At 65.9% G+C, this 25,015-nt stretch carries 23 protein-coding genes and 1 other RNA gene; 5 read left to right on the top strand and 19 right to left on the bottom strand.

Features of this window, described 5'->3' with window-relative positions; all coding sequences use genetic code 11:
- Both AQZ59_RS06990 and AQZ59_RS06985 read right to left on the bottom strand, forming a co-directional pair.
- Positions 1-3,664 (bottom strand): glycosyl hydrolase family 95 catalytic domain-containing protein (locus tag AQZ59_RS06990; protein ID WP_201783168.1); only part of this gene is annotated, 3,664 nt, incomplete at its 3' end.
- Between the two features lie 159 nt (positions 3,665-3,823).
- Positions 3,824-4,123, bottom strand: a complete 300-nt coding sequence (locus AQZ59_RS06985) for a MarR family winged helix-turn-helix transcriptional regulator (RefSeq protein ID WP_062613953.1) — start codon at positions 4,121-4,123, stop codon at positions 3,824-3,826.
- Here AQZ59_RS06985 and AQZ59_RS09195 point away from each other — a divergent pair.
- Positions 4,113-4,373, top strand: coding sequence for an NAD(P)H-dependent oxidoreductase (locus AQZ59_RS09195; protein WP_160326883.1), 261 nt, complete (start codon positions 4,113-4,115; stop codon positions 4,371-4,373). The genes AQZ59_RS06985 and AQZ59_RS09195 overlap by 11 nt on opposite strands.
- A complete protein-coding gene (locus AQZ59_RS09595) occupies positions 4,357-4,509 on the top strand; it encodes a hypothetical protein (RefSeq protein WP_160326882.1) in 153 nt (50 codons plus the stop codon). The genes AQZ59_RS09195 and AQZ59_RS09595 overlap by 17 nt, the downstream gene beginning before the upstream one ends.
- Positions 4,510-4,667: 158 nt before the next feature.
- On the opposite strand, the gene AQZ59_RS06980 is transcribed toward AQZ59_RS09595, so the two are convergent.
- The gene (locus tag AQZ59_RS06980; protein ID WP_070444906.1) at positions 4,668-5,060 is read right to left on the bottom strand and encodes a DUF3592 domain-containing protein; all 393 of its coding nucleotides are present in this window, start codon (positions 5,058-5,060) and stop codon (positions 4,668-4,670) included.
- Between the two features lie 195 nt (positions 5,061-5,255).
- On the opposite strand from AQZ59_RS06980, the gene AQZ59_RS09425 reads away from it, so the two are divergent.
- Positions 5,256-5,453, top strand: coding sequence for a hypothetical protein (locus tag AQZ59_RS09425; protein ID WP_148132132.1), 198 nt, complete (start codon positions 5,256-5,258; stop codon positions 5,451-5,453).
- 164 nt (positions 5,454-5,617) lie between these two features.
- Here AQZ59_RS09425 and ssrA read toward each other — a convergent pair.
- Positions 5,618-5,995: a transfer-messenger RNA gene (gene ssrA, locus AQZ59_RS06975) on the bottom strand.
- A 142-nt stretch (positions 5,996-6,137) separates the two neighbouring features.
- Here ssrA and AQZ59_RS06970 point away from each other — a divergent pair.
- Positions 6,138-7,211: a S66 family peptidase gene (locus AQZ59_RS06970; protein ID WP_062613951.1), complete on the top strand. Its 1,074-nt coding sequence runs from the start codon at positions 6,138-6,140 to the stop codon at positions 7,209-7,211.
- 68 nt (positions 7,212-7,279) lie between these two features.
- Here AQZ59_RS06970 and AQZ59_RS06965 read toward each other — a convergent pair whose 3' ends face one another.
- The 13 genes from AQZ59_RS06965 to AQZ59_RS06905 all read right to left on the bottom strand — a co-directional run bounded on the left by AQZ59_RS06965 (position 7,280) and on the right by AQZ59_RS06905 (position 17,208).
- On the bottom strand, positions 7,280-8,041 hold the full coding sequence (locus tag AQZ59_RS06965; protein WP_062613950.1) for an HAD-IIA family hydrolase: 762 nt from the start codon (positions 8,039-8,041) through the stop codon (positions 7,280-7,282).
- A gap of 161 nt (positions 8,042-8,202) precedes the next feature.
- A complete protein-coding gene (gene smpB / locus AQZ59_RS06960; RefSeq protein ID WP_062613949.1) occupies positions 8,203-8,736 on the bottom strand; it encodes an SsrA-binding protein SmpB in 534 nt (177 codons plus the stop codon).
- Positions 8,737-8,797: 61 nt separating this feature from the next.
- Complete coding sequence (locus tag AQZ59_RS06955) at positions 8,798-10,144, bottom strand: murein hydrolase activator EnvC family protein (RefSeq protein WP_062613948.1); 1,347 nt, start codon at positions 10,142-10,144, stop codon at positions 8,798-8,800.
- 9 nt (positions 10,145-10,153) lie between these two features.
- Positions 10,154-11,062, bottom strand: a complete 909-nt coding sequence (gene ftsX, locus AQZ59_RS06950; protein ID WP_062613947.1) for a permease-like cell division protein FtsX — start codon at positions 11,060-11,062, stop codon at positions 10,154-10,156.
- Positions 11,059-11,751 carry a cell division ATP-binding protein FtsE gene (ftsE, locus tag AQZ59_RS06945; RefSeq protein ID WP_062613946.1) on the bottom strand — a complete coding sequence of 231 codons (693 nt, stop codon included), beginning with the start codon at positions 11,749-11,751 and terminating at the stop codon, positions 11,059-11,061. Before ftsE ends, ftsX begins: the two co-directional genes overlap by 4 nt.
- A gap of 89 nt (positions 11,752-11,840) precedes the next feature.
- Entirely contained in the window at positions 11,841-12,965 is a 1,125-nt protein-coding gene (gene prfB / locus AQZ59_RS06940; RefSeq protein ID WP_062613945.1) for a peptide chain release factor 2, read from the bottom strand.
- A gap of 10 nt (positions 12,966-12,975) precedes the next feature.
- Positions 12,976-13,404: a hypothetical protein gene (locus tag AQZ59_RS06935; protein ID WP_062613944.1), complete on the bottom strand. Its 429-nt coding sequence runs from the start codon at positions 13,402-13,404 to the stop codon at positions 12,976-12,978.
- Positions 13,401-13,820, bottom strand: coding sequence for a hypothetical protein (locus AQZ59_RS06930; RefSeq protein WP_062613943.1), 420 nt, complete (start codon positions 13,818-13,820; stop codon positions 13,401-13,403). The genes AQZ59_RS06935 and AQZ59_RS06930 overlap by 4 nt, the downstream gene beginning before the upstream one ends.
- Entirely contained in the window at positions 13,804-14,172 is a 369-nt protein-coding gene (locus tag AQZ59_RS06925) for a TadE/TadG family type IV pilus assembly protein (protein ID WP_068538462.1), read from the bottom strand. Before AQZ59_RS06925 ends, AQZ59_RS06930 begins: the two co-directional genes overlap by 17 nt.
- Positions 14,144-14,332 (bottom strand): hypothetical protein, encoded by a 189-nt coding sequence (locus tag AQZ59_RS06920; RefSeq protein ID WP_062613941.1) that lies wholly within the window; start codon positions 14,330-14,332, stop codon positions 14,144-14,146. Before AQZ59_RS06920 ends, AQZ59_RS06925 begins: the two co-directional genes overlap by 29 nt.
- 26 nt (positions 14,333-14,358) lie before the next feature.
- Positions 14,359-15,216 carry a type II secretion system F family protein gene (locus tag AQZ59_RS06915; RefSeq protein ID WP_062613940.1) on the bottom strand — a complete coding sequence of 286 codons (858 nt, stop codon included), beginning with the start codon at positions 15,214-15,216 and terminating at the stop codon, positions 14,359-14,361.
- Positions 15,209-16,024 (bottom strand): type II secretion system F family protein, encoded by an 816-nt coding sequence (locus AQZ59_RS06910; RefSeq protein ID WP_070808059.1) that lies wholly within the window; start codon positions 16,022-16,024, stop codon positions 15,209-15,211. Before AQZ59_RS06910 ends, AQZ59_RS06915 begins: the two co-directional genes overlap by 8 nt.
- Entirely contained in the window at positions 16,009-17,208 is a 1,200-nt protein-coding gene (locus AQZ59_RS06905; protein ID WP_062613960.1) for a CpaF family protein, read from the bottom strand. The genes AQZ59_RS06910 and AQZ59_RS06905 overlap by 16 nt, the downstream gene beginning before the upstream one ends.
- Before the next feature lie 222 nt (positions 17,209-17,430).
- Here AQZ59_RS06905 and AQZ59_RS06900 point away from each other — a divergent pair, with 222 nt between their 5' ends.
- Positions 17,431-18,438: a phosphotransferase gene (locus AQZ59_RS06900; protein WP_062613938.1), complete on the top strand. Its 1,008-nt coding sequence runs from the start codon at positions 17,431-17,433 to the stop codon at positions 18,436-18,438.
- Here AQZ59_RS06900 and AQZ59_RS06895 read toward each other — a convergent pair.
- A complete protein-coding gene (locus tag AQZ59_RS06895) occupies positions 18,435-21,848 on the bottom strand; it encodes a UvrD-helicase domain-containing protein (RefSeq protein WP_062613937.1) in 3,414 nt (1,137 codons plus the stop codon). The genes AQZ59_RS06900 and AQZ59_RS06895 overlap by 4 nt on opposite strands.
- Positions 21,845-24,919: a UrvD/REP family ATP-dependent DNA helicase gene (locus AQZ59_RS06890; protein ID WP_160326881.1), complete on the bottom strand. Its 3,075-nt coding sequence runs from the start codon at positions 24,917-24,919 to the stop codon at positions 21,845-21,847. Before AQZ59_RS06890 ends, AQZ59_RS06895 begins: the two co-directional genes overlap by 4 nt.
- Positions 24,920-25,015: the final 96 nt, after the last annotated feature.

Raw genomic sequence — 25,015 nt, 5'->3', positions numbered from 1 at the left:
CATCGTTGGCGTAGAAGTGAATCGCGCCGGACTCGTCAACCGACCACAGGTCAGCCAGCTTATCGCCAGTCGCATCGCCCAACACGCCCGTCGCACGCGACGGGGCGGCCGGACGATCCATCACATCACACTGAACCGGCCCAGGGCCCGGCTCGGGGTCAGGCCCCGGCTCCGGATCGGTGACGCCCTGCGTAGAGAGCGCGTACATGTGGCCCGCCTCGGTAGGGAAGGAGACGTGGTTGGCGTCGATCTTGGTCAGCGCCAGCCGCTCCCCCGAACCCGAATGCCCGTCAATCACCACGGAGTTGAACTGGTCCGCCCCGTCGAAGAACAGCACGGCATCGCCACCGTTGTTGGAGGTCACCGTCGCGGTTGTCACCTTGCCCCCGGTCCAGGAGAAGTCGAGGTCGAAGTTGCCGCGAGCCTTCAGGCCCGACACGCTACCGTCAGCCCACGCCTTCGGCAGCGCCGGCAGCAGGTGGATGTAGTTGTGGTAGGCCACCCCATCCGCCTCGAAGGTCGAGTTCGACTGAGCGAGCATCTCGTTGATACCCGAAGTGTTGCCGAAGTTACCGTCAATCTGGAACGGCGGGTGCGCGTCGAACAGGTTGGGATACATCGCGCCCTTAAGCTGCTTGGTAATGAGCAGGTAGGCGCGGTCACCATCGCCGGTGCGCGCCCAAGAGTTGATGCGCTGGCCCACGCCCCAGCCGGTCGCGTCGTCGCCGCGCTGGTTGAGCGAGGTCTTCGCCGCGTCCATGAAGGTGGCGTTATCGACCGTGATGAGGTCGCCCGGGAACAGCCCGAGCATGTGGGACAGGTGGCGATGGCCCGCCTGGTAGCCCGCGATCGCGTTGCCGGCCTTGTCCTTGCCGAGGCCGCCCTCGAAGAACCACTCCTTGATCTGCCCGTCGTCGCCCACCTCAATCGGCTTGAGTAGGCTCTGCGCACACGACCACGAGCGGTTGGCGTCCGCCACAAACGCGCCGGAATCGTCCTTGCGCCAGTTGTCCACCGAGCACTGGCCGTCCGCACTCGCCAGGTCAGAGTCGACGCCGAGCACCGCCGCGGACTCCTGGGCGTCCTGCAACAGCTGCCACACCAGCGAGCTTTCGTAGGTGTTGCCATCGGTGCCAAGCGGTCCGTGCTCCGGCGAGTAGGCCACGCCAGTGGTCAGGCGGGCTTCGCCGTCGGCGGCGTCAGTGTTGCCTTTCTTGAGCATGTAGTTGACGTAGAAGTTGGCCTCTTCCTTCAGCAGTGGATAGATGCGGTCGGCGAGGATCGCCTCATCGCCCGTGTACTCGTAGTACTCGTAGACGTTTTGCAGGATCCACGGCACCGCCGCCGGGCTCCAGCCCCAGGAGAACGCCGCACCCGGAGTGGTCCAGCCATAGGCCGTGTTCTCGGTATGGGCCATAAAGCCGGCACCCTCGCCGATCTTTGTTCCGGCCTGCGTCTGAGCGCCCGCGTACACGTGCGCCGTCACGCGGCCCGGTTCCACCAGGCCCTCCACGTAGTCAATGAGCGGCAGGGCTGATTGCTCCAGGCTGGAGGAGTATGTGGGCCAATAGTTCATTTGCAGGTTGACGTTGAGGTGGAAGTCGGCGCCCCAGGGGGTGCGGCCGTGGGCGTTGTCATCGGCTGTGGAGGACCAGATGCCCTGCAGGTTGGAGGGCAACTGGCTGTCCTCGCGCGACGAGGCCACCGTGAGGTAACGCCCGTAGTTGTAGACCAGGGTCTCGAGCGTACGCTGGTCGGCCTCGCTCGCCGTGCCCTGCTTGTAGGCGTTGAGGAGCTCGTCGGTAGGCTTGGCGCCCTCGCCGAAGGTGGCCGCCTGGCCGAGGTTCAGCTTGACCTTCCCGTAGAGCGCCTCGTGGTCAGCGACGTGAGCCGCCCGGACGGCGTCGTAACCCTTGGCGGCGGCCGCGTTCACGACGTCGGCCAGGCGCGTGTCGAGCTGCTGTGCGGTCTCGCCGGTGCGGTACGCGGGGTAGCTCGCCTGGTAGTCGGTGCCGGCAGCCAAGTACAGCGTGACCTCGCTGGCGTTGGCAATGGTCAGCGCGTCGCCTGCATCGGACGCCGCGACCGTGGCACCCTCGCCCTCAACAACGGCCCGGATCTTCGCGTTGTAGAGTAGCCCGTTGTTGCCGAGAGCGCCCGAGGAGGTAAGAGTGTCGCCGTCGATCACGACCTGCGCGCCCGACTTGCTCCAGCCGCTATTGAGCGGGAGGGCCACGTCGAAATTAAGCGCATCCTTGCCCACAGACGTCAAGTGGGCGACCATCACGTCATCAGGGTTGGAGACGAAGTAGTCGCGCATGTAGTCGGTGCCGTCGTAGTGGAAGTGGACGTTTGCCACACCAGTCGTCAGGTCGAGGGAGCGTTGGAAGAGGAAGACCGGGGCGTCCTCGGGGATGTCCGAGGTGATCGTGAGGTCGCCCCAGTTCTGGAAGGACCCCTGCAGGGCGGCGTCGAATCCGCCGATCAGGCTGTTGGTGTTGGCCACAGTTGCCGCACCGCCGTCGAGCTCACGGTTGAGTTCGCGTAGCGCCGCGCCGTAGCGTCCGCGGCTGACCTCGTTGCCGCCCGTGTAGGTGTGCCCCTCGGCGGGGCCACCCGTCCACAGGGTCTCCTCGTTGAAGGTGATCCTTTCGGTGCCGACCTCGCCCCAGACCGTTCCGCCGACCTTACCGTTGCCGATCGGGAGGGTGGTGCGTTGCCAGCGGTCGTCCTTGCCGCCCGCCCGGAGCGGGTTGCCCGTGCCGACCGAGCCCATCGGGGTTGCCGACGCGGGCTGGCTGTACCACAGGACGTCGTCACCGGCCATCGCCGCCACCTGCTCATCCCAGGCGCGCGGGCCCTCGGGCGCCTGAGGCTCGGGTGCCTCCGGCTCGAACTCCGAAGTGACACTCAGGGTCGGCGCGTCCGCCGCCGTCAGCCCACCCAGCGCGCTGACGCCTTCGGTGGAAGCGAAGCGCATCTCCATGCCCTTCGTCTCCCCCAGCACGAAGGTCAGCTGACGATCGCCGGCCTCATAAGCCGCGCGCACCATCGCCGTGACGTCGATCGTCACCGCCCTGCGCTTGTCCGCCGCGATGGTCATACTGTCCGAGGTGTAGCGGTCGGCTGCGGCGACCGGGAAGTCGGCGGCGAAGGCGACGTCGTCGGTGGTGAGAGTGAAATCCGGGCGGGTTGCCCACGTCGACACGCCGGTGTCGCAACTGGCGGCGCCGTTGGTGCAGGTGTCGGTGTCAACCAGCGCGACGCCGACCTGCGCCTGCTCCGTACCCTGCAGGTTGTTCACGACGTGCCCAATGTACGTCAGCTGGAGCGTCGCCTCCTCCGGTGCCGCGGTGAGAGAGCTCAGGTCGAAGGAGATCATGCCCATCTTCGCGTCGGTGTAGTCCGAGGTGTCGGCGGAGACGAAGCCCTCACCGAACAGGCCGTAGGGCTGGTCGGGACTGGATATTCCCCCGCTGGTCGGGTGCAACGTGCCGATGTAAGGCTTGCCGACGTTCGACTGCGTCTTCTCCGACGCCCACGCTTGCAACGTGGTGTCCGCGCTCGCCGGGAGATCCTTCTGGGAGGTGTCAGCGAGGGCGGGTATGCTCCCCGCACTCAGCGTTAAGGCGAGAACAGCCGCTGCGGCAATACGATTTTTCATACGCATAAGGCGTCCAAAGCTCCTTTGCTTAGATCTTGCCTAGTGTGTGTACACGCCCACACTAGTGAAACCGTGTGTTTCCTGCCACCATTTTTCACAGTCTGCCAGGGGTACTGGTCCGTGCTCACACCCCTTCCGTCAGGGCGTTAGGCTCGGATACTACTGCCGTAACACTTCAAGTAGCCGGGTGAGCGCAGTGTCTAGCTTCTCCTGCTCCTCGGCAGTGAATGTGGACGAGAGGACCTGGTGGACGACGTCGTCGACGATCTGACGCGCCTCATCGTGAGCCCGGCGCCCCCGGTCGGTGACTGACAAGACGTTGACGCGCCGGTCGGCGCTACCCGGCACTCGCTCCACGTAACCTTTCGTGACGAGCTTGTCGATGACCTTGCTGATCCCGCCGGTGGTGATGTCGAGCGCGGAGGCAACCCACCGCGCAGGGCATGAGGTGGAAGTCATTGATCTGGCGTCCGAAGAGTTCGATCCGGCGCTTCGTTTCGGTTACCGACAACGCATGCATGAAGAAGCCTGCACTAAGACGCGGCAGGAGCTCCTGCAAAGGTGCGATCAAGCGGCACTCGCATTTCCCGTCTGGTGGGCGGGCGAACCCTCACTGCTCAAAGGCTGGTTCGATCGAGTTCTGACACCAGGCAATGCCTACCGCTATCTTTCGGGAAACTCGTTCACAATGGTTGCTCACCGGGCGTAGCACAACGCTGATCGCCACCAGCCACGCGCCCGCCTGGTATGCGCGCCTCCACCCGGCGAACCCGATCTCCCGCATCGCGCGGCACATCCTCGGCAACTGTGGTATCAAGGTCACGCAGCGCCTCACCTTCGGCTGAATGGACGGCAAGAACGCTACCCCTGACAACCTCCGAAGGTTCATCGCACGGGTGGAGAAGCCCGCCCACGAACTCTAGGAAATCGCCCTCGATGGGCTTGCCCGCACGTTGTTGACGCCTCGGCAGGGTGGCGCGCCTAAATCACCAACCGAATCATCCTAGATCAGGAACGCCAGCACACCTACGACCGCGGCGACGATCAAGAAAACCAGCGCAGCAACACCATAACCGCCGACGCTTGCCGCGGAGACCTTCGTCGGGTTTGCCGGGTTGTAACGTAACGCCACCTCGTCGCCGACTTCGATCTTCGGCCGTCGTCGGAAATCCGCGTTGGCGACGTGTGCCTTGTCGTCGTCGACAATGCGGAAAACAGGCCGCCACACCTTCTGACCGTCGCTAGAGACCTCTTCGATGTTGCGGATCACCGGGAGGACTACCTGCTTCCACCTGCGCGCACGTAGAAAGAGCCCGGCGAAGATCAGGCCGAAGGCAGCGAAAATGACTGCCGATACGATCAATACCCAGAACAAAGCACCCCCTTCGTTGGCCATTTTAGAGGAGGCCGCGGGAGTCGATGGGAGATAATCGCGCCCTGCGACAGGAATTCACCCGAGGTTCGCCTTCGCCGCTTAGCTTGAACGCAACAGAACGCGCGAAGCGATCCACAGCGGGTCGGAACAAGGAAGTGAACTGTAGCGAATGCGGATCCTGACACACGACAACTCAATTCAGCCACCAGGAGAGACATGGGCCTTTTCGGACGACGTAAGAAAAAGCAAGAACAGCAAGAGCCGCAAAAGTCAGCAGCCTATCTTGCACGACAAGCAGAGATTCAGAACCTCATCGCTGCAGAACCCGAAGCGATCGCTGTCGACGGGATTGAGCTGGCAAAGCCGTCCGCGCCATCGACCCGACGCGGTTTTCTGGATTGTACCAAAGATTGATCTAGCCACATCTGCACCCTTGCTGTGTTGGAGAGAGTAACCCTATCTGCACCCTAGGGGCCAAAAACACCATACCAGACCAAAAAAGACCACAAAACAAAACGGGCACTTTTCCGCACCACAGCAACGAAAACCCCGCCAGATCAACGATCCGGCGGGGTGCCATGTGGAGATGGGGAGAATTGAACTCCCGTCCGACGATGCAAAACCCAAGACTTCTCCGGGTGCAGTCTGCTTTGCGTTGTTTTCAGCTCCAGCACTCACACAGACAAGTTGCTGACGAGCATAGTTACCTAGTGTCGGCCAGCACCCGGTAACCCAGTGCCGACCCAGTGGCTTTCAAAAACGACGCCAGAATTCTCACGTGAAAGCACCGTGAGGCTGACGGACTTCCTTAAGTGCGCTCGCGCTTAGGCAGCGAGGGCGAAGTCGGACTTCTGCTTGTTGGCAGTTATTGTTTGCAGAGAGTCGTTAAAGAGATGACTCTGCATCCTCTACCCGCTTCCCTTCGGCAGTCATCGCCGTCGAAACCGATCATCCCCTTATTCAGTTGTCAACCAACTACGCCCGAAGGCGTTCGCCCATTCTACAACGACGCCGACGCCGCGTCTACCCCTGTCCCTCCCGGCTCAACCACCTCGGCTCACACCCCGCCGCACCCAGCCGGACCACTAGACTGTCACCATGACGATTACCACGCCCACCACGATCGAACCCGGCGACAGGGTCGCCTTGCTCTCCCCCGCCTGGGCGGCGCCGGCCTACTTCCCGGACATTCACGCGCAGGCAGTTGCGCGCGTGGAGCGGCTGCTCGACGTCGTCGTCGTGGAGTACCCCACCACGCGGAAAATGGGGGCGACGCCGGAGGAGCGCGCCGCGGACGTCAATGCCGCGTTCGCCGACCCCGACATCCGCGCGATCCTCACCACCGTGGGCGGCAATGACGAGATCCGCGTCATCCGCCACCTCGACCCGGCGCTCGCCCAGGCCGACCCCAAGCCGTTCTTCGGCTACTCGGACAACACGAACATCCTTAACTGGCTATGGTCGCACGGCGTGGGCGGCTATTACGGCGGCGCCACCCAGGTGCACTTCGGGCCAGGCACGCTGGTCGACGCCGAGCACCTCATCACCCTGCGCGCCGCGCTTTTCGGCCGCGGTGACACCGTCCTGCCCACCACCACCGATTCCCAGGACCACGGCTACGACTGGTCCAGCCCCGAGGCCCTCATCGAGGATTCCCCGCGCGGCCCGGCCCGCCGGATCGAGTTCATCGGTAGCGACGACGCCGTGCGCGGGCACACGTGGGGCGGGTGCCTGGAGGTCATTGACGAGCTCGGGCTCGCCGGCCGCCTGCCAGAGGTGGACGATCTCGAAGGCGCGATCCTCATCTTCGAAAACTCCGAGCGGGTGACGCCCGCGGATATCGTGGGCGACTGGATCCGCGCACTCGGCGAGCGCGGCTACCTCGAGGCTGCGGCGGGCCTCATGTTCGCCCGGCCCGTGGTCGACGACCGGGACGCGCCCACCACCCCCGACGTGCTGGAGGCGCGCCACGACGCTTACGTCGAATATCTCCTGACACAGGTGGGCCGTTACCGCAAGGACCTGCTCGTGTGCCTCAACGTCCCGTTCGGGCACACGCGCCCGCAGCTCATCGTGCCCTACGGCGGCGAGCTCACACTCGACCCGGCGGCCGAGCAGGTCACAGCCCACTTCCCGCTCGCCGAGCGCTACCGGGTCGGCGGGGCAAGCTAGGCGGCGCCTGCGCCCGCCGTCGCCCCGGCGCTGCCTGGAGCAGTGCCCATCACCCGGCTCGGCGCGCCCTAAATGTAGTCGATGACATCCTTGATCGACGCGTGAACGTGGTTGGGACGATAGGGGAACTTGATGATGTCCTCCCGCTTGGTGGAGCCGGTGAGCACAAGGTGCGTGCACAGCCCCGTCTCCACGCCCGCCTGAATGTCGGTGTCCATCCGGTCGCCCACGATCGACGTCTCCTCTGAGTGCGCCCCGATCTTGTTCAGGCCGTTGCGCAGCATGATCGGGTTCGGTTTGCCCACGAAGAACGCGCTGCGCCCGGTTGCCTTCTCGATCATCGCGGCAACGGCGCCGGTGGCGGGCAGGTCGCCGTCGGCGGAGGGGCCCGTGGGGTCGGGGTTCGTGGCGATGAAGCGCACGCCCCTTTGGATGAGCCGGATCGCGGTGGTGATCATCTCGAACGAGTACGTGCGGGTCTCCCCCAGCACTACGAACTCCGGGTCCACCGACGTCATGACGAAGCCCTCTTCGTACAGCGCCGTGGTCAGCCCCGCCTCGCCCACCACGAACGCGCGCCGATTATCGGTCTGATTCGCCAGGAACTTCGCGGTGGCCAGGGCCGAGGTCCAGATCCGTTCCGGGGGCACCTGCAGGCCCGACGTCGCCAACCGCGCCGACAGGTCACGCGGGGTGAAAATCGAATTGTTCGTCAAGATCAGGTGCGGGATGTCCCGCTCCTCGAGCCGGTTCAGGAACTCTTTCGCGCCGTCCAGCGCGATCCCCTCATGAACAAGGACGCCGTCCATATCAATCAGCCATGCACTCATGCCCTAAGACAATCATGGATCACCGGCCGCCGACTACCGCAAAGCCAACCTGCACGTTTGTGCCACGCCTTGCCGAAAGGTGACCCAACGACGTCGTTCGCGGGCGTGCGCCATCAGCGCCAGTTCCTCGGGCACTCACGACGCCGTTCCCGGGCTCACGCCTAACGCGCCCGCTTGCGCGCCTCCGACACGGCCCGCTCGGCCTCACGCTGATCTTGCTTGCGGCGCAGCGTCTCACGCTTGTCCCACTCCTGCTTACCGCGGGCGAGGCCGATCTCCACCTTCGCGCGGCCACGGATGAAGTACAGCTCGAGCGGCACCACCGTGGTGCCCTTTTCCTTGACCTTAACGGCGAGCGCACGCAGCTCGTCCTTGTGCAGGAGGAGCTTGCGCTTCTGGGTGGGCGCATGGTTGGTCCAACCGCCCGTCGACCACGCGGGGATATTTGCCCCGACCAGCCAGGCCTCGCCGCGCCGATCGAAGTCGATCCACGCTTCCATGAGGGAGGCTCGCCCGGCGCGCAACGCCTTGACCTCCGTGCCCGCGAGCACAAGCCCGGCTTCGTAGGTTTTGTCAATGAAATAGTCGTGGTGGGCCTTCTTGTTGCGCGCCACCACCTGCTTCGCGTCCGCGGCCTCCTTCGCCTTTTGGGCAGGGGTCAGCTTGCCGCTGTCCTTCTTCCAGGCCTTTGGCATCGCTCATCCCTCCCTTGACGTGACCATATAGCTTAACGCCGAGAAACGGGCGTTCGCAAGATTAGGCCCAGCGGCGGGTAAAGGATGCGAAGTTCATCGGGTCAACAACCGTACCGTTCTTCCACACCTCGAAGTGAACGTGGCACGCGGTGACCAGGCCGGTCTGACCCGTCCACCCGATCACGTCGCCCTGGTTCACGCTCTGCCCCACCCGGACGTTGAACGCCGAGAGGTGGTTGGTGACCGTCACGTAGGAGTTGCCTCCCACCACGCCGTGGTTGATGTAGATCTGGTTGCCGTGCGTGCCGTTACCGGCGGCCGGGATGACAGCCGAGACGACGCCGTCGGCGGGCGCGGTCTGTGCCTCGCCACACCGGGAACGCAGGTCCACGCCGTTGTGCATCCACGTGCCACCGAACGGGTAGACGCGCATGCCGAACGGCGAGGTGACGTAGACGGGGGCGGGAACCGGTGGCTTGATCCAGCTACCCGAAGCCTGTCCGGAGTTATTCGGGGCGGACGGCGCCTGCTGCGAGGAGCCGTTCCCCTGAGCCTGGGCCTGCGCCTTGGCGCGCTCTTCTTCAAGCTTACGCTTATTCTCCGCGTCGATCTGCGCGATGCGCTGGGCGGTCTGCTCGCTCTGGGTCTCGAGCGTGGCGAGCGAGGCCTGGTAGTTGGACTTCTTCTCCTCATAGTCAGCCGACTGAGCCACCAGGCTCGACTCCAGGTCCACGAGCTCGGCTTTGCGCGCATCAGCTTCGACCTTCTTCGAGGTCTGCGTATCAACCAGCTCCTCGGACTTGGCCTTCAGCTCCTCGATCTGGTCCTCCACCGCGTTCTGGCGGGACTCACGATTCTTTTCCTGCGCGGCCTTCTGCTGGAACTGCGCGAGCGACGCCGTCTGGGAGCGGCTCACGGCTGACTGCGCGCGGTACGCATTGGCGAAATCCTCGGCGGTGGCAGAGCCGACGAGCATCTCCATCGTGGAGGGCATCGTGTCGCCACGATAGGTAGCGCGGGCCAGCTCCCCCAGCGACTTGCGCGTGGCCTCCGCGTTCGCCTCGTTTTCCTTGATCTGGTCCTTGATCTGCGCAAGCTCCCCCTGGGCGGCATCCAGTAGCGCGGAGTTCGCTTCCAGCTCGCGCACGGCGGCGGCGAGCTCGGCCTCGGCGGTTTGCACGGCCTCCTCCGCGGCCGGGATCTTCCCGCGGGTCTCCTCCAGCTTGAGGTAGGCCTCCTGAAGGTTGACGTCGATGCCCTCCAGCTCGGACTGCAGGCGCTCCTTTTCGGCCTTCTGCTCCTGCTGCTGGTCCACCAGGTCGCTGCGCTCGTCGCCGAACGCGGGCACGACCAGCAGGGCTGACGCGGTCAGCGCGGCGGCGGCCACAGCTGAGGCGAGTTTACGCATGTTTCCTCCCTAGACCCGAGTGTAGCGGCGCAGAGCCAAGAACGAGGCGAAACCGGAGACCACGATCGCGCCGAGGATGAGCCACGGGGCGATGAGTAGCACATCGTGGCCCGTGATGATCCGTAGCCACGAGCCGGCGAACCAATCCTGAATGAAGTACTCCACTGCCGCCCACAGCGCCGCCACCGCGGCAAGCGAGCCCACGAGCGAGGCCAGCATGCCCTCGAGCACGAAGGGCGCCTGGATGAAACTGTTCGAGGCGCCAACGAATCGCATAATCTCGGTTTCGTTGCGGCGGAACATGGCCGACAGGCGGATAGTGGACGGGATGAGAAGCAACGCGGTGACGATCATGACGCCCGCTAGCGAACCGGCAATGAGTGTGAAACGGTTGAGCATCTTGAACAGCGGCTCGAGCTGCTCGCGCTGGTCGATGACGGCGTCGACACCGGGGCGCCCCTCGAGAGACTCGCGGACGACGTCGTACTCCTGCGGATCGACGAGCTTGACACGGAAGGACGCCTGCATCTGCTCGGGGTCAACCGTGTCCACCCACACACTGTCCTTGAGGTACTCGCGGAAGTTCTTGTAGGCCTCTTCCTTCGTCTCGAAGTAGACCTCGTCCACGTAGTCGGCCATCTCGGGCGAATGAAGGAAATCGTTAATCGCGTCGATCTGGTCCTGCGTGACCTCGCCGCCCGCGCACTGGGCCGTGTTCTGGTCCGGAGCACACAGGAAGGCCGAGACCTCCACCCGGTCATACCAGGCGGTCTTCGCGGACTCGATCTGATCCTGCAGCAGCACGGCCGAGCCGACGAAGAGGAGGGACACGAAGGTCACAAGCGTCACCGACGCCGACAGGGCGAAGTTCGCGCGCAGCCCCTTGAAAACCTGAGAAAAGATAAACCGTAGCCTCATGCCTGGCTCCCCCCGTAAACGCCGCGATCCTGATCGCGCACAACCTCGCCGTCAACCAACTCGATCACGCGCTTGCGCAACTGGTTAACGATCGCCTGATCGTGGGTGGCCATGACCACCGTGGTGCCCTGGCGGTTAATGCGGTCAAGGAGGCGCATGATGCCCAGCGCCGTCTTGTGGTCAAGGTTGCCGGTCGGCTCGTCGGCCAGCAGGAGCTCGGGGCGGTTGACCATCGCGCGCGCAATCGCCACGCGCTGCTTCTCTCCACCCGACAACTCGTGCATGCGCCGCTTCTCCTTGCCATCCAGGCCCACCAGCTCCAAAACCTGCGGGACCTCCTTAAGGATGGCGTGGCGCGGTTTGCCGATCACCTGCATCGCGAGCGCCACGTTGTCGAACACGTTCTTATCCTTTAGCAGGCGAAAGTCCTGGAAGACCGTGCCGATCTGGCGGCGCAGGAACGGCACCCGCCGTGAGGACACTCCCGACAGGTCCTTGCCGAGCACGTGAACTTTGCCCTCCGTGGGGCGCTCCTCGGCCAGGATAAGAGCCAGCATCGTCGACTTTCCCGAGCCCGAGGCACCGACCAGGAAGACGAACTCGCCGCGGTCGATGTTGAGGCTAACGGAGTCGAGCGCGGGAGCCGCGCCTCGCTGATAAACCTTCGTGACGTTTTCAAATGTGATCATAAATGGCGCCAAATCCTTGCAGTCATGGTCGTCACTAGCTTAGGAGCCGGGCTTTTGCGACCCGGGAAGGCGCGCCGACGTGGCGAGGATTACTCCGCCTCCCCCGCCTGGCGCCAGCGGATCCCGGCGTCGATAAAGCCGTCGAGGTCGCCGTCGAACACCGCGTCTGTGTTGCCCACCTCGTGGCCCGTGCGCAGGTCTTTGACCATCTGGTACGGGTGCAGCACGTAGGAGCGCATTTGGTCACCCCAGGAGGCCTTGACGTCGCCCGCCAGCTCCTTCTTCTTCGCTTGCTCCTCCTCGTGGCGCCTTTGTAGCAGCTTGGACTGGAGCACGCGCAAGGCCGCGGCGCGGTTTTGGATCTGCGACTTTTCGTCCTGCATCGAGACCGTGATACCGGTGGGAATGTGGGTCATGCGCACGGCTGAATCCGTGGTGTTCACGGACTGCCCGCCCGGGCCCGAGGAGCGGAACACGTCCACCCTGAGCTCCGATTCCGGGATCTCGATCGAATCGGTGGTCTCGATGAGCGGGATGACCTCCACCGCCGCGAACGAGGTCTGGCGCCTGCCCTGGTTGTCGAACGGCGAAATGCGCACCAGCCGGTGCGTTCCCGCCTCCACCGACAGCGTGCCGTAGGCGTAGGGGGCGTTGACCTCGAACGTGGTGGACTTGATCCCCGCCTCTTCGGCATACGAGGTGTCCATCACCTTCGACTTGTAGCCGTGACGCTCGGCCCAGCGCAGGTACATGCGCTGCAGCATCTGGGCGAAGTCCGCCGCGTCCACGCCGCCCGCACCGGAGCGGATGGTGATGACCGCGTCGCGATCGTCATACTCCCCGCTCAGCAACGTCTTGATCTCCATGTCCGACAGGTCCTTGGAGATCTTCGCGATCTCGGCCTCAAGCTCAGCGTAGAGCTCCTTGCCCGATTCGAGGTCCGACTCGGATTCCTCCACCGCCATCTCGTACAGGGTCTCCGCGTCCACGACCCGCTCCCCCATCTTCTCCACGCGCTCCAGGCGCGACTGGGCGTGCGAGAGTTTGGAAGTAACAGCCTGCGCGGCGTCGGGATCGTCCCACAGGTCGGGCGCCGTGGACTTCTCCGTCAGCTCCGCGATCGTGTTCTTGAGCGCGGGCACGTCGCTGACCGCCTCAATCTGGTCAAAAGTCCGGCGCAGTCTGTCGAGTTCTTGCTGATAATCAATGGCCACGGCGCCAAGTCTACGGCATTTGCCGCAGCCGAGCCGTGGAGGTGACCGTGAGTTCGACTTCGTCCACGGCGCTCGCAAACTGCGGCATGAACGGGATCCGCGCCCGCCCGGTCAGCTCCACAACGACGGCGTCGTCCGCCACCCGCGTTCGAAATCTCACCTCGCGCCCGTCCACGGTCAGCGCGCCGGACGCCGGCGGGGCGGGCGTGAGGCTGAGGGCGGGGCCCGAATAGTAGGTGGCATCCGAGATGTCCTGGGCGAGCTCGAGGGCGAGGGAGTCGGCGGCATTGAGCATGTCGCGGCGCACACCGTAGACGTGGATGACCGAGGCCAGGATGAGGATGAGCGAGATGACAACCACCCACACGCCCAGGCCGAGCACGATGAGGTTGCCGTCTTCGGCGCGCTCGCGGGGCTGGCAGAGTTTGCGGGACGTCATGGCCGTACCACCCGGTACTGGTCAACCACCATCGCCTGCTCGCCCGTGAGCGTGATCGCGCCGACGATGGGCACGGTGACCGTGGCCGAGGCCCGGGCCGTGACGGTGGCGCCGGGGCTGAGGCACGGGCTCGCGCTGCAGGCGAAGTTGAGATCGAGTTGCTCGTCCATCCCCCGGTCCGTCCAGGCCTTACTCGCAGCTTCCCGCCCGCGTGCCTCTCCCGAGTACACCGATTCGGCCCGCACGTAGGCGCGCGCAGACTGGCGGGCGGCATCCTCGAGGGCGAGCTGGACGGTCGTCGTCGTGGCAAGGCCCGTGAGAAGCGCGAGGGCGGGCACCACGATGACCACCATGACGCCCACGAACTCGACGATGGCGTTGCCGTCCTCGCCGCGGGGCTTATTCGCGCGCCACATGGGCCCTCACCTCGATCACGTGCTCTCCCAGGAAGCCGGCCCCGGGCACCGGCGCCGTCACCACCACCTCGATCCCGTCCGGCATCGCGGTGGCGGCGATGCCGCCGGCGTAGGCGGGACTGAGCGCTCCGGTGATGAGGTCGCGGGTGCGGGCTTCGGCCACCTCGGTCGAGTTCGCCGCGGCCCCCACGCGCGCACCTTCCATCGCCGCGTCGGTGGCGATGGCGTGGACGTACCAGCCAAGGCCCGCTGCGATGATGGTGTAGACCACCATGAGGAGCAGCCCCACGGAGGCCACGAAGCCGACCGTGGCGTTGCCCGCCTCAGATGTTGAGGACGCGCTCGATCGCATTGTTAAACAGGTCGGTCAGCGCCGGGCCGGCCACCGCCCAGATGAGGACCACGAGGGCTGCCGTCATGAGGGTGATCATCACCCAGCCAGGCACGTCACCCGCCTCCTCGCGGCGGTCGCTGGGCCACACTGCCTGGCGAACAAAGTGTCGAATCTTCATAGGGCGCTCCTTATGTTGTTGCGGACTTAGGTGAAACTCAGGGCGTAGAGGGCAGGGAAGACGGTGAAGACCACCGTGAGTGGCATGATGATGAACACCACCGGGATCATCATCGCGATCTCGGCCTTGCCTCCGGCCTCGAGCAGCTCGCGCCGGGCGGCGTCGCGGGCGTCGCGCGCCTGGGAGTGGAGGGAGCCAGCCAGGCCGCTGCCCTGCTCGAGGGAGGAGACGATCGCCTCCGCGAACCGGGCAACGTTGCGGTTGGCGGACCTGTTGCCCATGTCGGTCAGCGCCGCCGGCAGGGACTGGCCGGCGTGGACCTCACTCATCGTGCGCCGCAGCTCATCGACCATCTCGCCCGTGCCAATGAGACACACGCGCTCGATCGCCACCCGGATGGATTCGCCCGAGGCAACTGCGAGCGCGAGGATCTCCACCACGTCGGGCAGCTGGGCGGTGTAGGCGCGGCTGCGCTGGTCGACCTGGCGGCTCAGCGCCCAGTCCGCCCCGAGCACGCCGGCGGCCGTGAAGCAGGCGACTCCGACGATCGCGGCGGCCAGCGAGACGCCGCGGACCACGAGCGCGAAAGCGAGCAGGCACCCGGCTGCGAAACCTACCGATGCCCACTGGAACTGACGCACCCGGAAGTCCCCCACGGTCATAGCGCCGAGCATGTTGACGCGGCGCTCGACCGAGGAGGTGGTTGACCCGACGGCGTCGAGGAAGCTCGCAACGATGGCGGCGCGGCGCCGGGAGGGGCGCCGGGTGCGGGTGGCGACGTAGGGAAGGACCCGGTCGGCCAGCTGGGTGGGGCGGTACAAGACCGCGATTCCCACGAGGAGGACGCCGGCCACCAGGGCCGAACCCGCGAACGCGCTAAGCATGGCTCACCCCCGCGAAGATCCGTTCCTCCTCGGGCAGGCGGCCGAGCCTGAGCATGAGCCAGTAGGCAAGCACGGTGGCCACGAAGCCGGCCACGAGGATGAAAACGCCCACGGGCGTGGTGAACGCGTCGATCGCGCCGGGGCGGGTGGAAAAGAGAAGAAGCATGATCCAGGGCGCAACGGCGGCCAGCCGCGCCCCGTTGACCGTCCACGACTGGCGGGCTAGAAGCTCTCCACGGGCGCGGTTCTCCTCGCGCACGAGCGAGGCCAGGCTGGCCAGGGCGGCGGACAGGTCGCGCCCGCCAAGATCGTGTGCGAGGCGCAGCGACTCGAGGATCCGGTCCGTCATCGGGTCCGCCAGCACCTCCTTCAGCTCGTCGAGGGCCGGGTCGAGGCGACCGTCCGCGCGCAGGTGCTGGGCAAATTGGGTAAACGGAGGGCGCATGACCTCCGGCCCGCGCACGGCCAGCATCGCGAGCGATTCACCCACGGGCAGGCCCACGCGCACGCTCGCCACGATGTCGTCGATCACCTCTGGCCAGACCTCCCGAAGCTCTTCACGACGCCGGCGCTCGCGCGCTCCCCACCACACGCCGGGCACGGCCGCACACATCACCGCGATCGGAATCGAGATGACGAGCGAGCTCGAGACCGCCGAGGCGAGCAGGAAGCTCCCCGCTCCGGCCGCGAGCGCGGGCCACAGCGCCGGCCACAGGCCCGCCGGCACGGTGAGGGGGCGCGGCTGGCGGAAAGCGCTGGCGGCGAGGAAGACACCAAGGCCCATGACCATGCCTATAACGAAGCCCATCGTCCACCTCCTAGCAGCTGGCGCAGGTCGTAGCCGTGCTCGTCGAAGATCTCCGGGCGGGCCACGTATCCCGCGCCGCGTTCGAGCCCGAGGCCGCGGTCCACGAACAGGTCGCTCGTCTCGATCACGCTGCCTTCCGTGCGCCCGGTCAGGCCCACGATCTCGCGCACACGGCGCTTGCCGTCCCGGTCGCGGTGCAGGTGGACGAGGAGGTCGATCGTGTGGGCAACCGTGGGGATGACGAAGTCCGACGTGACGTTTTCACCCGCCAGCAGGGGCAGGACGCTAAGTTTGGCCACGGCGTCGCGCGCCGAGTTGGCGTGGATTGTGCAGGCGCCGGGGATGCCGGAGTTGAGGGCGATGAGCATGTCGAAGGCCTCGGCCTGGCGCACCTCGCCGATAACGATCCGGTCGGGCCGCATGCGCAAGGATTCGCGTACGAGCCGCCGCAGCGTGATCTCGCCCCGGTCTTCGATGTTAGCCGGGCGGGTCTGCAGGGCCACCACGTCGCGGTGGGCGAGGTTGAGCTCGAAGACCTCCTCCGCCGTGATGACGCGCTGGTGGGCAGGAATGGCGCCGAGCAGCGCGCGCAGGAACGTGGTCTTGCCCGCCTGCGTTGCTCCCGAGACGATGACGTTCATCCCGCAGTCAATCGCCGCATCCAGGAACTCCGCCGCCTGAACCGTCAGCGTCCCAAGCTCTGCCAGGTCGCGCAACCTGCGCGGGCGCACGATGTACTTGCGGATGTTGACCGCCCAGTGCTTGCGCGTGATGTCTGGAATCGCCACGTGGAGGCGCTCGCCGGTGTGGAGGGCGGCGTCGACGAACGGTTGGGACAAGTCGAGCCGGCGCCCCGAGGCGCGCAGCATCCTTTCTACGAGGTCCTTGACCTGGCGCTCCTCGAGCAAGATCGTGGACAGCTGGCTCACCCCGTCGCGTGCAAAGAAGACACGGCCCGGTTCGTTGATCCAGATCTCCTCGATCGTCGGGTCATCAATGAGGGATTGGAGCGGGCCGAATCCACCGATATCGTCGCGCAGCTGGCGGCGCACCTCCACCACGTCGGCCACCGGTTCCACCACACCCGCGACCGTCAGCTCCTCGTATTCGGCGAGCGCGTCATCAATCAGGGCCTCAAGCTCTGCCGCCTGAAGCTGCGGATCAATACGCGAGGCGCGCACCATCTCGCGCACGCGCGCATCGAGCCATGCGTTCCCGGCTCCCCACTTTGTCTTCACAACGCCACGCTACGATGCCGCCGCGCGTCGTGAATATCTTTCCCACAGCTGTGGATAACTTGCGCACGGGATTTCGCGACTGTGATATACGGGCGCCTGTGGGGCCAGACAGTTCCGTCAGGGCGTGTACGCCACGCGCGTTGCGCTAAAAATCGTTACCGTGGAGGGGTGAATAAGACCCCCTTCAAGCTCGCAGCGTTGGCCGTGGCCGCTATCGACGGCCTCGACGCGGTCGGCGTGCGCGGCCCGTACACGCGCACCTCCGACTTCCAATTCGGCGGCGTCATCGACTCGCGCGGCCGGCGCTGGATCGTCAAGCACCCCCTCCACCCCATGGCAGGCGCCATGATTGAGGCGGAGGCCGCCATCGCTCCCGCCCTGCTCGAGGCGCTCCGCCAGGGTCTTCTCCCCTTCGACGTTGTCCGCCCCGCGGGCTTCGCCCAGGTCAAGGACGGGCACGCCGTCGTCTACGTCGCACCCATGGGCCGCGAGCGCGACTTCGACGAGCTCGATACCGACGCCGCCCACGAACTCGGCCGCGCGCTCGCCGCCATCCACCTCCTCCCCCGCGAGACAGTCGAATCGGCGGGCCTGCCCTCCTACGACGCGCAGACTACGCGGCGCCGTCTCCTGTCCGACCTTCACGACGCCGACGCCGCCTCGCCCCTCCCGCCCGTGCTTCGCCGCCGGTGGGAGAACGCGCTCGAAGCCACCGACCTGTGGGACTTCGAGCCGCGGGTAGTGCACGGGGACGTGGGCCCGGACCAGTTCATGTGGTCCGACTGCTCAATCTCCTGCGTGCTCGGATTTGGCTCGGCACACGTGGGCGACCCGGCGCTCGACTTCTCCACCCTCGTCTCGGGCCTGGACGAGGAGCTGTTCGAGGCGGTGCTCACCTCCTACGAGAACGCGATCGGCCAGCCCGTCGACGAGCACTTCTTCAACCGCGCCGTGCTCCTGTCCGAGCTGGCACTCGCACGCTGGATGCTCTTCGGCTCGCGCAGCGGCCAGCACCAGATCGTAGACGAGGCCCGCACCATGATGGACGAGCTCGCCGCCGAGGTAGAGGCCGACCCCGAGCTGGCCACCGGGCCCACCTGGGCCGTCAGTCGCGCCACCGAGGTGGAGGCAGAGGCGGCCGACGGCGCCGGCTTCACTACCAGCTCCTTTGACTAGCCCCTCCTCTCCGACCGTTCTGCCGGGGGCAGGTGGGTGCGGAGGTAGTCCGCGATCTGCTCCTCGCTCATGTTGCCGGCGTGAAGCTCACGCCGCTCCGGGTCATCATCGCCGAGGTAGTAGAAGCACGCCGCGATATCCTCCATCGCGGTTCCCGTGGCGCGCGACCACGCCAGGCGGTAGAGCCCGAGCTGGAACTGGCGGGAGGCGACCTGCTGGGCGCTGGGCCTGCGGCCCGTCTTCCAATCGACGATCGTGACCGGGGGCAGGCCGGGCACGCCCGAGGTGTCAAGCACCGCGTCTATCACGCAGCGCACCGGGTAGTCCCCCACCCGCACGTCGATCCCCTCCTCGATCGCGAGCGCCGGACACGAGGCGTAGCGCGAGCCCCCGAAGCGCGCGATCAGCTCGGCGATCCGCTCATCGTCCAGGGGCACGACGTCGATCGGCATCTCGTCCGGGTCGGCCACTGCGTCGATGTCCATCGTAGAGGCGGCGTCGAAAGAGTGGGCGATGGCCGCGTGGACGAGTACGCCGGTGCGTGCTGCGCGTGAGGGGCGGCGTGGGATCGGTCGGTACTGCTCGTCCAGGAAGGCGTCCTGGTCCTGGGCGAGCGCCACGACGTCGGACGCCGTGAGGTAGTCGCGCACGAGCCCCCGAGCTTGCGGTGGCGCCTCCCGCTCCGCCATGATCACCTCCGCTTCCCTCCTCCACTGCTCGACCACGGCGCGATCGGCAGTGACGACGGGAACGGGCCCACGTTCGAGGCGACGATCGACGTCCGCCGGCCACACCTTGGCGTCCGGAACCACGCTTATCTGGGTCGCTGCCAACGCAATGAATTCGAGATCAACCCCAGTCAGCACCGGATCGTTGTCCGGATCTGCCTCGGTGAACGGCTCGACATCCGTGATGAACGTGTTTTGGGGCATCTGCGCCTCGGCCGCGTCCTCATGGCCAACACTCCGTGCGAGCTTCTTCAGGGCCGCCTCCGCCTGCTCCGGGCCGGTGAGATCATACGAGGACAGGATGAGCAGGCTGCGTGGGCGGGTGACTGCCACGTAGGCGAGACGGCGGCTCTCAGCCACATGGTGTTGGGTAAAGGCCGTTTGGCGGTAGGCGTGGACCTCCTCAAGGAGGCCCACCTTGTTCAGCGGCGTGACCACGCCGCTCTTGCCCACGATGTCAGCGATGGACAGATCGGGCAGGTGTTCGCGATCCTGGCGCAGGGCGTAGGGCAACCCGTCGCGCGATTCTTGCCAGAGCTTTTCGCTCGTCTTTTCGTCGAAGCCATCCACCTTCATGTCCGGAATGCCAACGAGGTCCCACTCGAGCCCCTTTGCGGCGTGGACGGTGAGCAGTTGGACGACGCCCGACTCTGGCTCGATCTCCCATTCGCCGAAAACGGGGACGTCCCCACCCGATTCGTCCTCGCCCAAGCGCTCGTGGGCCTCGACCATGTCCACCCACTCGACGAAGCTCTCCAGACGCGAACCGGGAATGCTCTTCGCGTAATCCGCACCCAAGCCAATGAAGCTGGCGAGTGCGGCGGTCACCGGGGCGCCGCCCGTCCTGCGGGCCTTGGCATGGGCGCGCAGATCGAGCAGGTCGATTGCGGCGGAAATCGCCTCCGGGATGGCCAAGTGCCTGCTGTTCCGCGCCCGCTCGAGCAGGCGAGCAAGGTGAACGAGGCGGCGGTAGCCCTCCTCGCTCATTCCGGCCACTGGGCCATCCGGTAACGCCGCCAAAGCCTCCACCAGGTTGGTCGGGACGTCAAGCCCGTCACCCACCTGCTCGCTCAACTCTTGGCGAGTGGTTCGGGCAAGGCGGCCCGCGAGCGCCGAAAGCGCCGCGATGTCCCTCGCACCGATCGCGAAGTAGGTCAGAAGTGGGACGAGGAGATCGTTGCGCGCCGGGTTCACGCTCAGGCCCAGAACGCACCGCACGAGGCGGATCTCCTGCCTTTCGATCAGCATCTGGCCGCCCACCATCTCATAGGGCACGCCGGCTTCTTCCAGCGCCGCGATCGCGTGATCCATGTAGGACCGGGCCCGGCACAGGATCGCCGCGGTGGGAGCCCGTCCAGGATCTCGGCCTTCCCCGATCGCCCTTGCCGCCTCGGCTTGAGCCTGGTCGAAGGCCTCCTTGAAGTAGTCGGCCATATCCCTGTAAGAGTCATAGCGGAAGGCGCGATGCACGTGGACCACCCGGCCATCTTGCGATTTTGCATGCGGCTGGAGTGTTTTGACAGTGAGCTTCGCGTAGCTGAGCTTGCCCTCGGTCAGGGCGTTGGCCACGTCGAGGATCCTGCGCCCGTTGCGGAAGGCCGTGGACAGGGTGAGGTTCCGTGCCACACCGAACCTGTCCATGAAGTCGGACAGCGCTGCCGAGGACGCGCCGCGCCAGGAGTAGATGGCCTGATTCGGGTCTCCCACAGCACACACCGACCACGAGTCCGTGAACGCCGCCTCGATGAACTCCGCCTGGCTCGCAGACGTGTCCTGATATTCGTCAAGCAAGACGAGCTTGTAGCGCTTGCTGAGCTCCTGGCGGACCTCGGGGACGGAGGACAGGATCTTGCGGGCGCGAACGATTTGATCGGCAAACTCGATGAGGGAGTTGTCCCTCTTATACGCCACGTACTCCTCGACGAGGTAGCTGAGAGCCACGCGATAGTTCATCCCGGCGATCATCCCCGTGAGCTTGCTCTGTTCGGCGCGCGAGGCCTCCGTGCCCGTCCCGCGCTTGCCGGTGACGCCGTGGAGCTGGAAGACAGCGCTCAGCTCGCGCTCGAGGTAGGCGCGGAACTCGCCTGCATCGACTTCGTTGCCCACCATCTCATCGACGAGGTGCAGAGCGCGACTAATGATGGTCGAGACCGCCGATGCCCGAAGGACCGCGTATCGTGGGTCGACTATGTCGATGCCGTTGACGATACGTCCCATGATCTGGAAGCGCTCCGCGTCCGTGATGAGCCGGGCGCGCGGGTCCTCCCCGATGAGCATGGAATACGCCGAGGCGATCTCAGAGGCGAAGGAGTTATATGTGGCGATGGTCGGCCGCGCCAGGGCGCGATGAATCGCGTCCGACCGATCGTCCTCACCAGATTCTTCCTGAGGTTCAACGAGGCCGGGCAGGAGCCCCTTCGCCGCCGCCTCGCGCAACTGGCTCTCGACTCGTTCGGCGAGCTCACCTGCCGCCTTCGTGGTAAAGGTGAGCCCCAGCACCTCGTCCGGGCGCACGTTCCCGTTGACCACGTGCCAGGCGATCCGCTGCGACATCGTGGCTGTCTTGCCCGATCCGGCCCCCGCGATGACGGCGATGGCGCGGTCCTCGCTCCGGATCACGGCCTCCTGCTCGGCGGTGGGGGCAAACGCGAGCGTCTTGGCGAAGTCTTCGTAAGGGATCATGAGAAAATCCTTCCTGGCCCCATGGCCGGACACGAGGAAACGTAACGGCAGTTCCGGCAATGTGAGCCGGGTAGAGCGGCATAGTCGGGGCCGCGTTGGGCGAGGTCCGCTTGCCGAATCATCTCGGCTACCTGGTCAAGGTCCTCGGCCTCAAGCGGACCCTGCTCGCGTACCACTACTTTGCCCTCGCCTGTCCCTACATAGACGAGCCGCGCCCCCTCAGACGTGGCGTAGCCCTTGATGCCGTGGGCGTTCAGGAGCCACTGGTAGAGCAGCAACTGCGGGTTGCTGCCGGTCTCTTTCACAGTGATCGGCTGCTTGCCAGTCTTGAAATCAACCACCCCCACCCCAAAGCCGACAGCCTCGAGTCGATCGATGCGCGCGCTGACATTGATCGTGTGGTCTTTTCCGTCGAGGCTGGCGCACGCCTCCTGCTCCAGGAGGACGTACGGTGCGCTGTTTTCGAGATAATCGCCAAGGTTACGCGCCATGGCGTTCACGCGGTCGCGGAGCAGAACCCCCTCGAGCCCGTCCGGAAACTCGATCGCGGAGATCCTCTCCGCACACGCCTGTTCGATCGCCTCGCGCGGCCCGGCTGGGAAATCCTCGGCGAGCCCATGAATGAGAGTCCCGATCTCGGCAGAGATTCCCGACTCCTCCGACGTGGCATTCGAACGATCGAGGAAGGCCGACAGCGGGCATTTCAATAGGCCCTCCACGCGTGACGGCGACAGCGCCGAATCCCCCGCGATCACCGGCTCCTCAGTGGAGAGTGCCAGCTCATCGACCCATGTCGACCGGTCGGCACCGCGCACGCCCGCCGCCGCGAGCTCCTCGAGTAGAACGGCGGCTTCCCGTTCAAGATGCCCATCCCCGCTCCGCAAGGCCTGGCGCAACTTGCCCACGAGGCCCGCCTCATCGAGCGTTGCCGGGCTTGCCTTCCCGCGCTCAAGCTCCGGAAACAGCCAGGTCAAGAACCGGGATGGCCGCGCCTCGTCGTTTTCCTGGGCGGTGATCAGCACCTCGCGCCGCGCGCGACTGACCGCCTGGGCGAGCATGCGCAGCTCATCATCAATCACCTCGCTGACCAGCTGGCTCGGCTCGATGTCCTGCCCTGCCATCGCGGAGCCGACCACGATGTTGACCAGCTTGGGCACCTTTGTCAGCGGGTTGCGCAGGCGCGTGTTGGGCCACGCGCCGTCATTGACGCCCACGATCGCCACGACATCCCATTCGCGTCCCACCGTGGCCGACGGCGACACGAGCGCGACCTCGTCAGCACCCCCGCCCATGCGCGCGATCGAGTCTTCGGGCAGGTCCTGGTTCTCGAGCAGCTCAAGGAGCGCGTGGATAGTGGCGTTTGTGACGTCCCGATCCGCCTGGCGCTGGGCGATGCGGAACAGGGAGATGACCGAGTCAAGATCCTGATCAGCGATGTCGCCCGTTGGGCCTCCCGCCCTCGCCTGCTCGCGCCAGGATTCGGCGACACCGACCCCGTCCCACGCCGCCCAGAGCACCTCTTCTCCAAGGCCACAGGCGGCTGCGGCCTGCCGGATGGAGGACAGTACCTCCGTAACGCGTGCGAACTCCGGGATCTTGGCTGACACCTCTCCGCCCGCCACGATGTCCTGCCAAAGCTCGGCTTTCGTGCGCCGCCCTTTGGCCGCCAGCTCCCAGCCGCGCATCTCCCTCATGAGGGCCCGCAGGCGCAGCGGATCGATGCCGAAGAGCAGGCCGGTGAGCATCGCCTCGATCCGTTCGCCCTCCACCGGGCCATCAGAGAGCGCAATCTCCAGTAGCTCGATGATCGATGCCACTGCCCGCTGTTCCCGCAGCGGCTGATCATTGACGATGGTCTGAACCGGCACACCGTAGTGGAGGAGCGTGCGGCGGATGCTGCCGTGCGACGACGTCGACCTGCTGATCACCGCCATATTCGCGTACGGCACCTGCTCCTCAAGGTGGCGCCGGCGAAGCTCCGTGGCCACGAAGGCAAGCTCCTCATCGCCGTGAGGGAAGGTGAGGGCCCGGACGGTGGACCCATCCTCCGCCGCATTGGCGTGCCGGCGATGGCCACTCACTCCCGCCGTGTGGATGCCGCTGATCACCTTATCCAGGAGAACGCGAACCTGACCATCGCACCGATAGCCGGTGCCGAGGACCATCTGCGACGCGCCGATTCCCCCGCCCGCCGCCGGCTTGCACAGCAGCGCCGGGAGGTGGGCAATGCCCCCGCGGAAACCCTGGACGGCCACGTCCGGATCGCCGAACGTCACCACCGACGTACCGTCCTCCTGCAGAGCAAGGAGGAGCGTCCGCAGGGCGAGGGTGGCGTTCTGCACGTCATCCACAATCGCCCAGTCCCAGCGCGGCTTGGCGATGTCGAGGCCGCCTTGCCCTCTGGGGGTTGCCGCCTCCCAGCCGCGCAGCATCGCGGCGGCCTGGGTGATGACCCGCGCATGGTCCACCAGGTCAGGGTTGGCGTGCCCCAGCGCGGACTGGGTGGCGAGTGCCAGGTCATAATCCTTGATCACCGTGGCACCGGCCTCCCAAATCGGCTCATCATAACGCCGGGCGAGGTCCACCAGATCGGCAGGTGACAGCTCCAGCTCCGCGGCGCGCGTGAGCAGATCACGGAACTCAGCGCGGTAGGCCGGCAGCTGCGCCACCTCCTCGTCTATCCCGGCCTCCCCCAGCTCAAGGGCAAGCTCGAAGCGCTCCTTAATGAGCGAATCCTGCGCCGGGCCCGAGATCAGTTCGGGTTCGCGCCGCCCCATGAACTGGGCGTACGTGGAGACGATCCCGAACGCGAACGCCGTGAGCGACTGCACCTGCAGCGTCCCCGGCAGGTAGCCCAGCTCCACCGAGATCCTGTTGCGCAGATCGGAGGCCGCCCGCCGATCTGGCGAAAGCAGCGCCACGCGCGCCCCCGGATCCTCCCGCATGATCCGCGCCGCCAGCTCCACCACGAGCGCGCTCTTCCCCGTGCCGGGCGCACCGACCACCGACGCCGTGCACGGCGCCCGCAATTCCAGCACCGCGGCCTGGTTCTCATCCCATGTCTTGTTCATGCTCACGAGCTTAACGACCCCCTCCGACAATTTTTTCGGCCACAGCCGAATTGCGCCGCACGAAATCTTCCCGCCCACCCCGGCAGGGTACGATAC

The sequence above is a fragment of the Trueperella bernardiae genome (assembly GCF_001469025.1).
Lineage (GTDB): Bacteria > Actinomycetota > Actinomycetes > Actinomycetales > Actinomycetaceae > Trueperella > Trueperella bernardiae.
This window is presented reverse-complemented; position numbering and strand designations above follow the sequence as displayed.

Excerpts from the sequence above, each read along its gene's own strand:
- AQZ59_RS06985 (WP_062613953.1), bottom strand. The coding sequence starts at position 4,123 with ATGACTTCCACCTCATGCCCTGCGCGGTGGGTTGCCTCCGCGCTCGAC.
- AQZ59_RS06980 (WP_070444906.1), bottom strand. The coding sequence starts at position 5,060 with ATGGCCAACGAAGGGGGTGCTTTGTTCTGGGTATTGATCGTATCGGCA.
- AQZ59_RS09425 (WP_148132132.1), top strand. The coding sequence starts at position 5,256 with ATGGGCCTTTTCGGACGACGTAAGAAAAAGCAAGAACAGCAAGAGCCG.
- AQZ59_RS06970 (WP_062613951.1), top strand. The coding sequence starts at position 6,138 with ATGACGATTACCACGCCCACCACGATCGAACCCGGCGACAGGGTCGCC.
- AQZ59_RS06965 (WP_062613950.1), bottom strand. The coding sequence starts at position 8,041 with ATGAGTGCATGGCTGATTGATATGGACGGCGTCCTTGTTCATGAGGGG.
- smpB (WP_062613949.1), bottom strand. The coding sequence starts at position 8,736 with ATGCCAAAGGCCTGGAAGAAGGACAGCGGCAAGCTGACCCCTGCCCAA.
- AQZ59_RS06955 (WP_062613948.1), bottom strand. The coding sequence starts at position 10,144 with ATGCGTAAACTCGCCTCAGCTGTGGCCGCCGCCGCGCTGACCGCGTCA.
- ftsX (WP_062613947.1), bottom strand. The coding sequence starts at position 11,062 with ATGAGGCTACGGTTTATCTTTTCTCAGGTTTTCAAGGGGCTGCGCGCG.
- ftsE (WP_062613946.1), bottom strand. The coding sequence starts at position 11,751 with ATGATCACATTTGAAAACGTCACGAAGGTTTATCAGCGAGGCGCGGCT.
- AQZ59_RS06935 (WP_062613944.1), bottom strand. The coding sequence starts at position 13,404 with ATGACGTCCCGCAAACTCTGCCAGCCCCGCGAGCGCGCCGAAGACGGC.
- AQZ59_RS06930 (WP_062613943.1), bottom strand. The coding sequence starts at position 13,820 with ATGTGGCGCGCGAATAAGCCCCGCGGCGAGGACGGCAACGCCATCGTC.
- AQZ59_RS06925 (WP_068538462.1), bottom strand. The coding sequence starts at position 14,172 with ATGCGATCGAGCGCGTCCTCAACATCTGAGGCGGGCAACGCCACGGTC.
- AQZ59_RS06920 (WP_062613941.1), bottom strand. The coding sequence starts at position 14,332 with ATGAAGATTCGACACTTTGTTCGCCAGGCAGTGTGGCCCAGCGACCGC.
- AQZ59_RS06915 (WP_062613940.1), bottom strand. The coding sequence starts at position 15,216 with ATGCTTAGCGCGTTCGCGGGTTCGGCCCTGGTGGCCGGCGTCCTCCTC.
- AQZ59_RS06910 (WP_070808059.1), bottom strand. The coding sequence starts at position 16,024 with ATGGGCTTCGTTATAGGCATGGTCATGGGCCTTGGTGTCTTCCTCGCC.
- AQZ59_RS06905 (WP_062613960.1), bottom strand. The coding sequence starts at position 17,208 with ATGGTGCGCGCCTCGCGTATTGATCCGCAGCTTCAGGCGGCAGAGCTT.
- AQZ59_RS06895 (WP_062613937.1), bottom strand. The coding sequence starts at position 21,848 with ATGATCCCTTACGAAGACTTCGCCAAGACGCTCGCGTTTGCCCCCACC.
- AQZ59_RS06890 (WP_160326881.1), bottom strand. The coding sequence starts at position 24,919 with ATGAACAAGACATGGGATGAGAACCAGGCCGCGGTGCTGGAATTGCGG.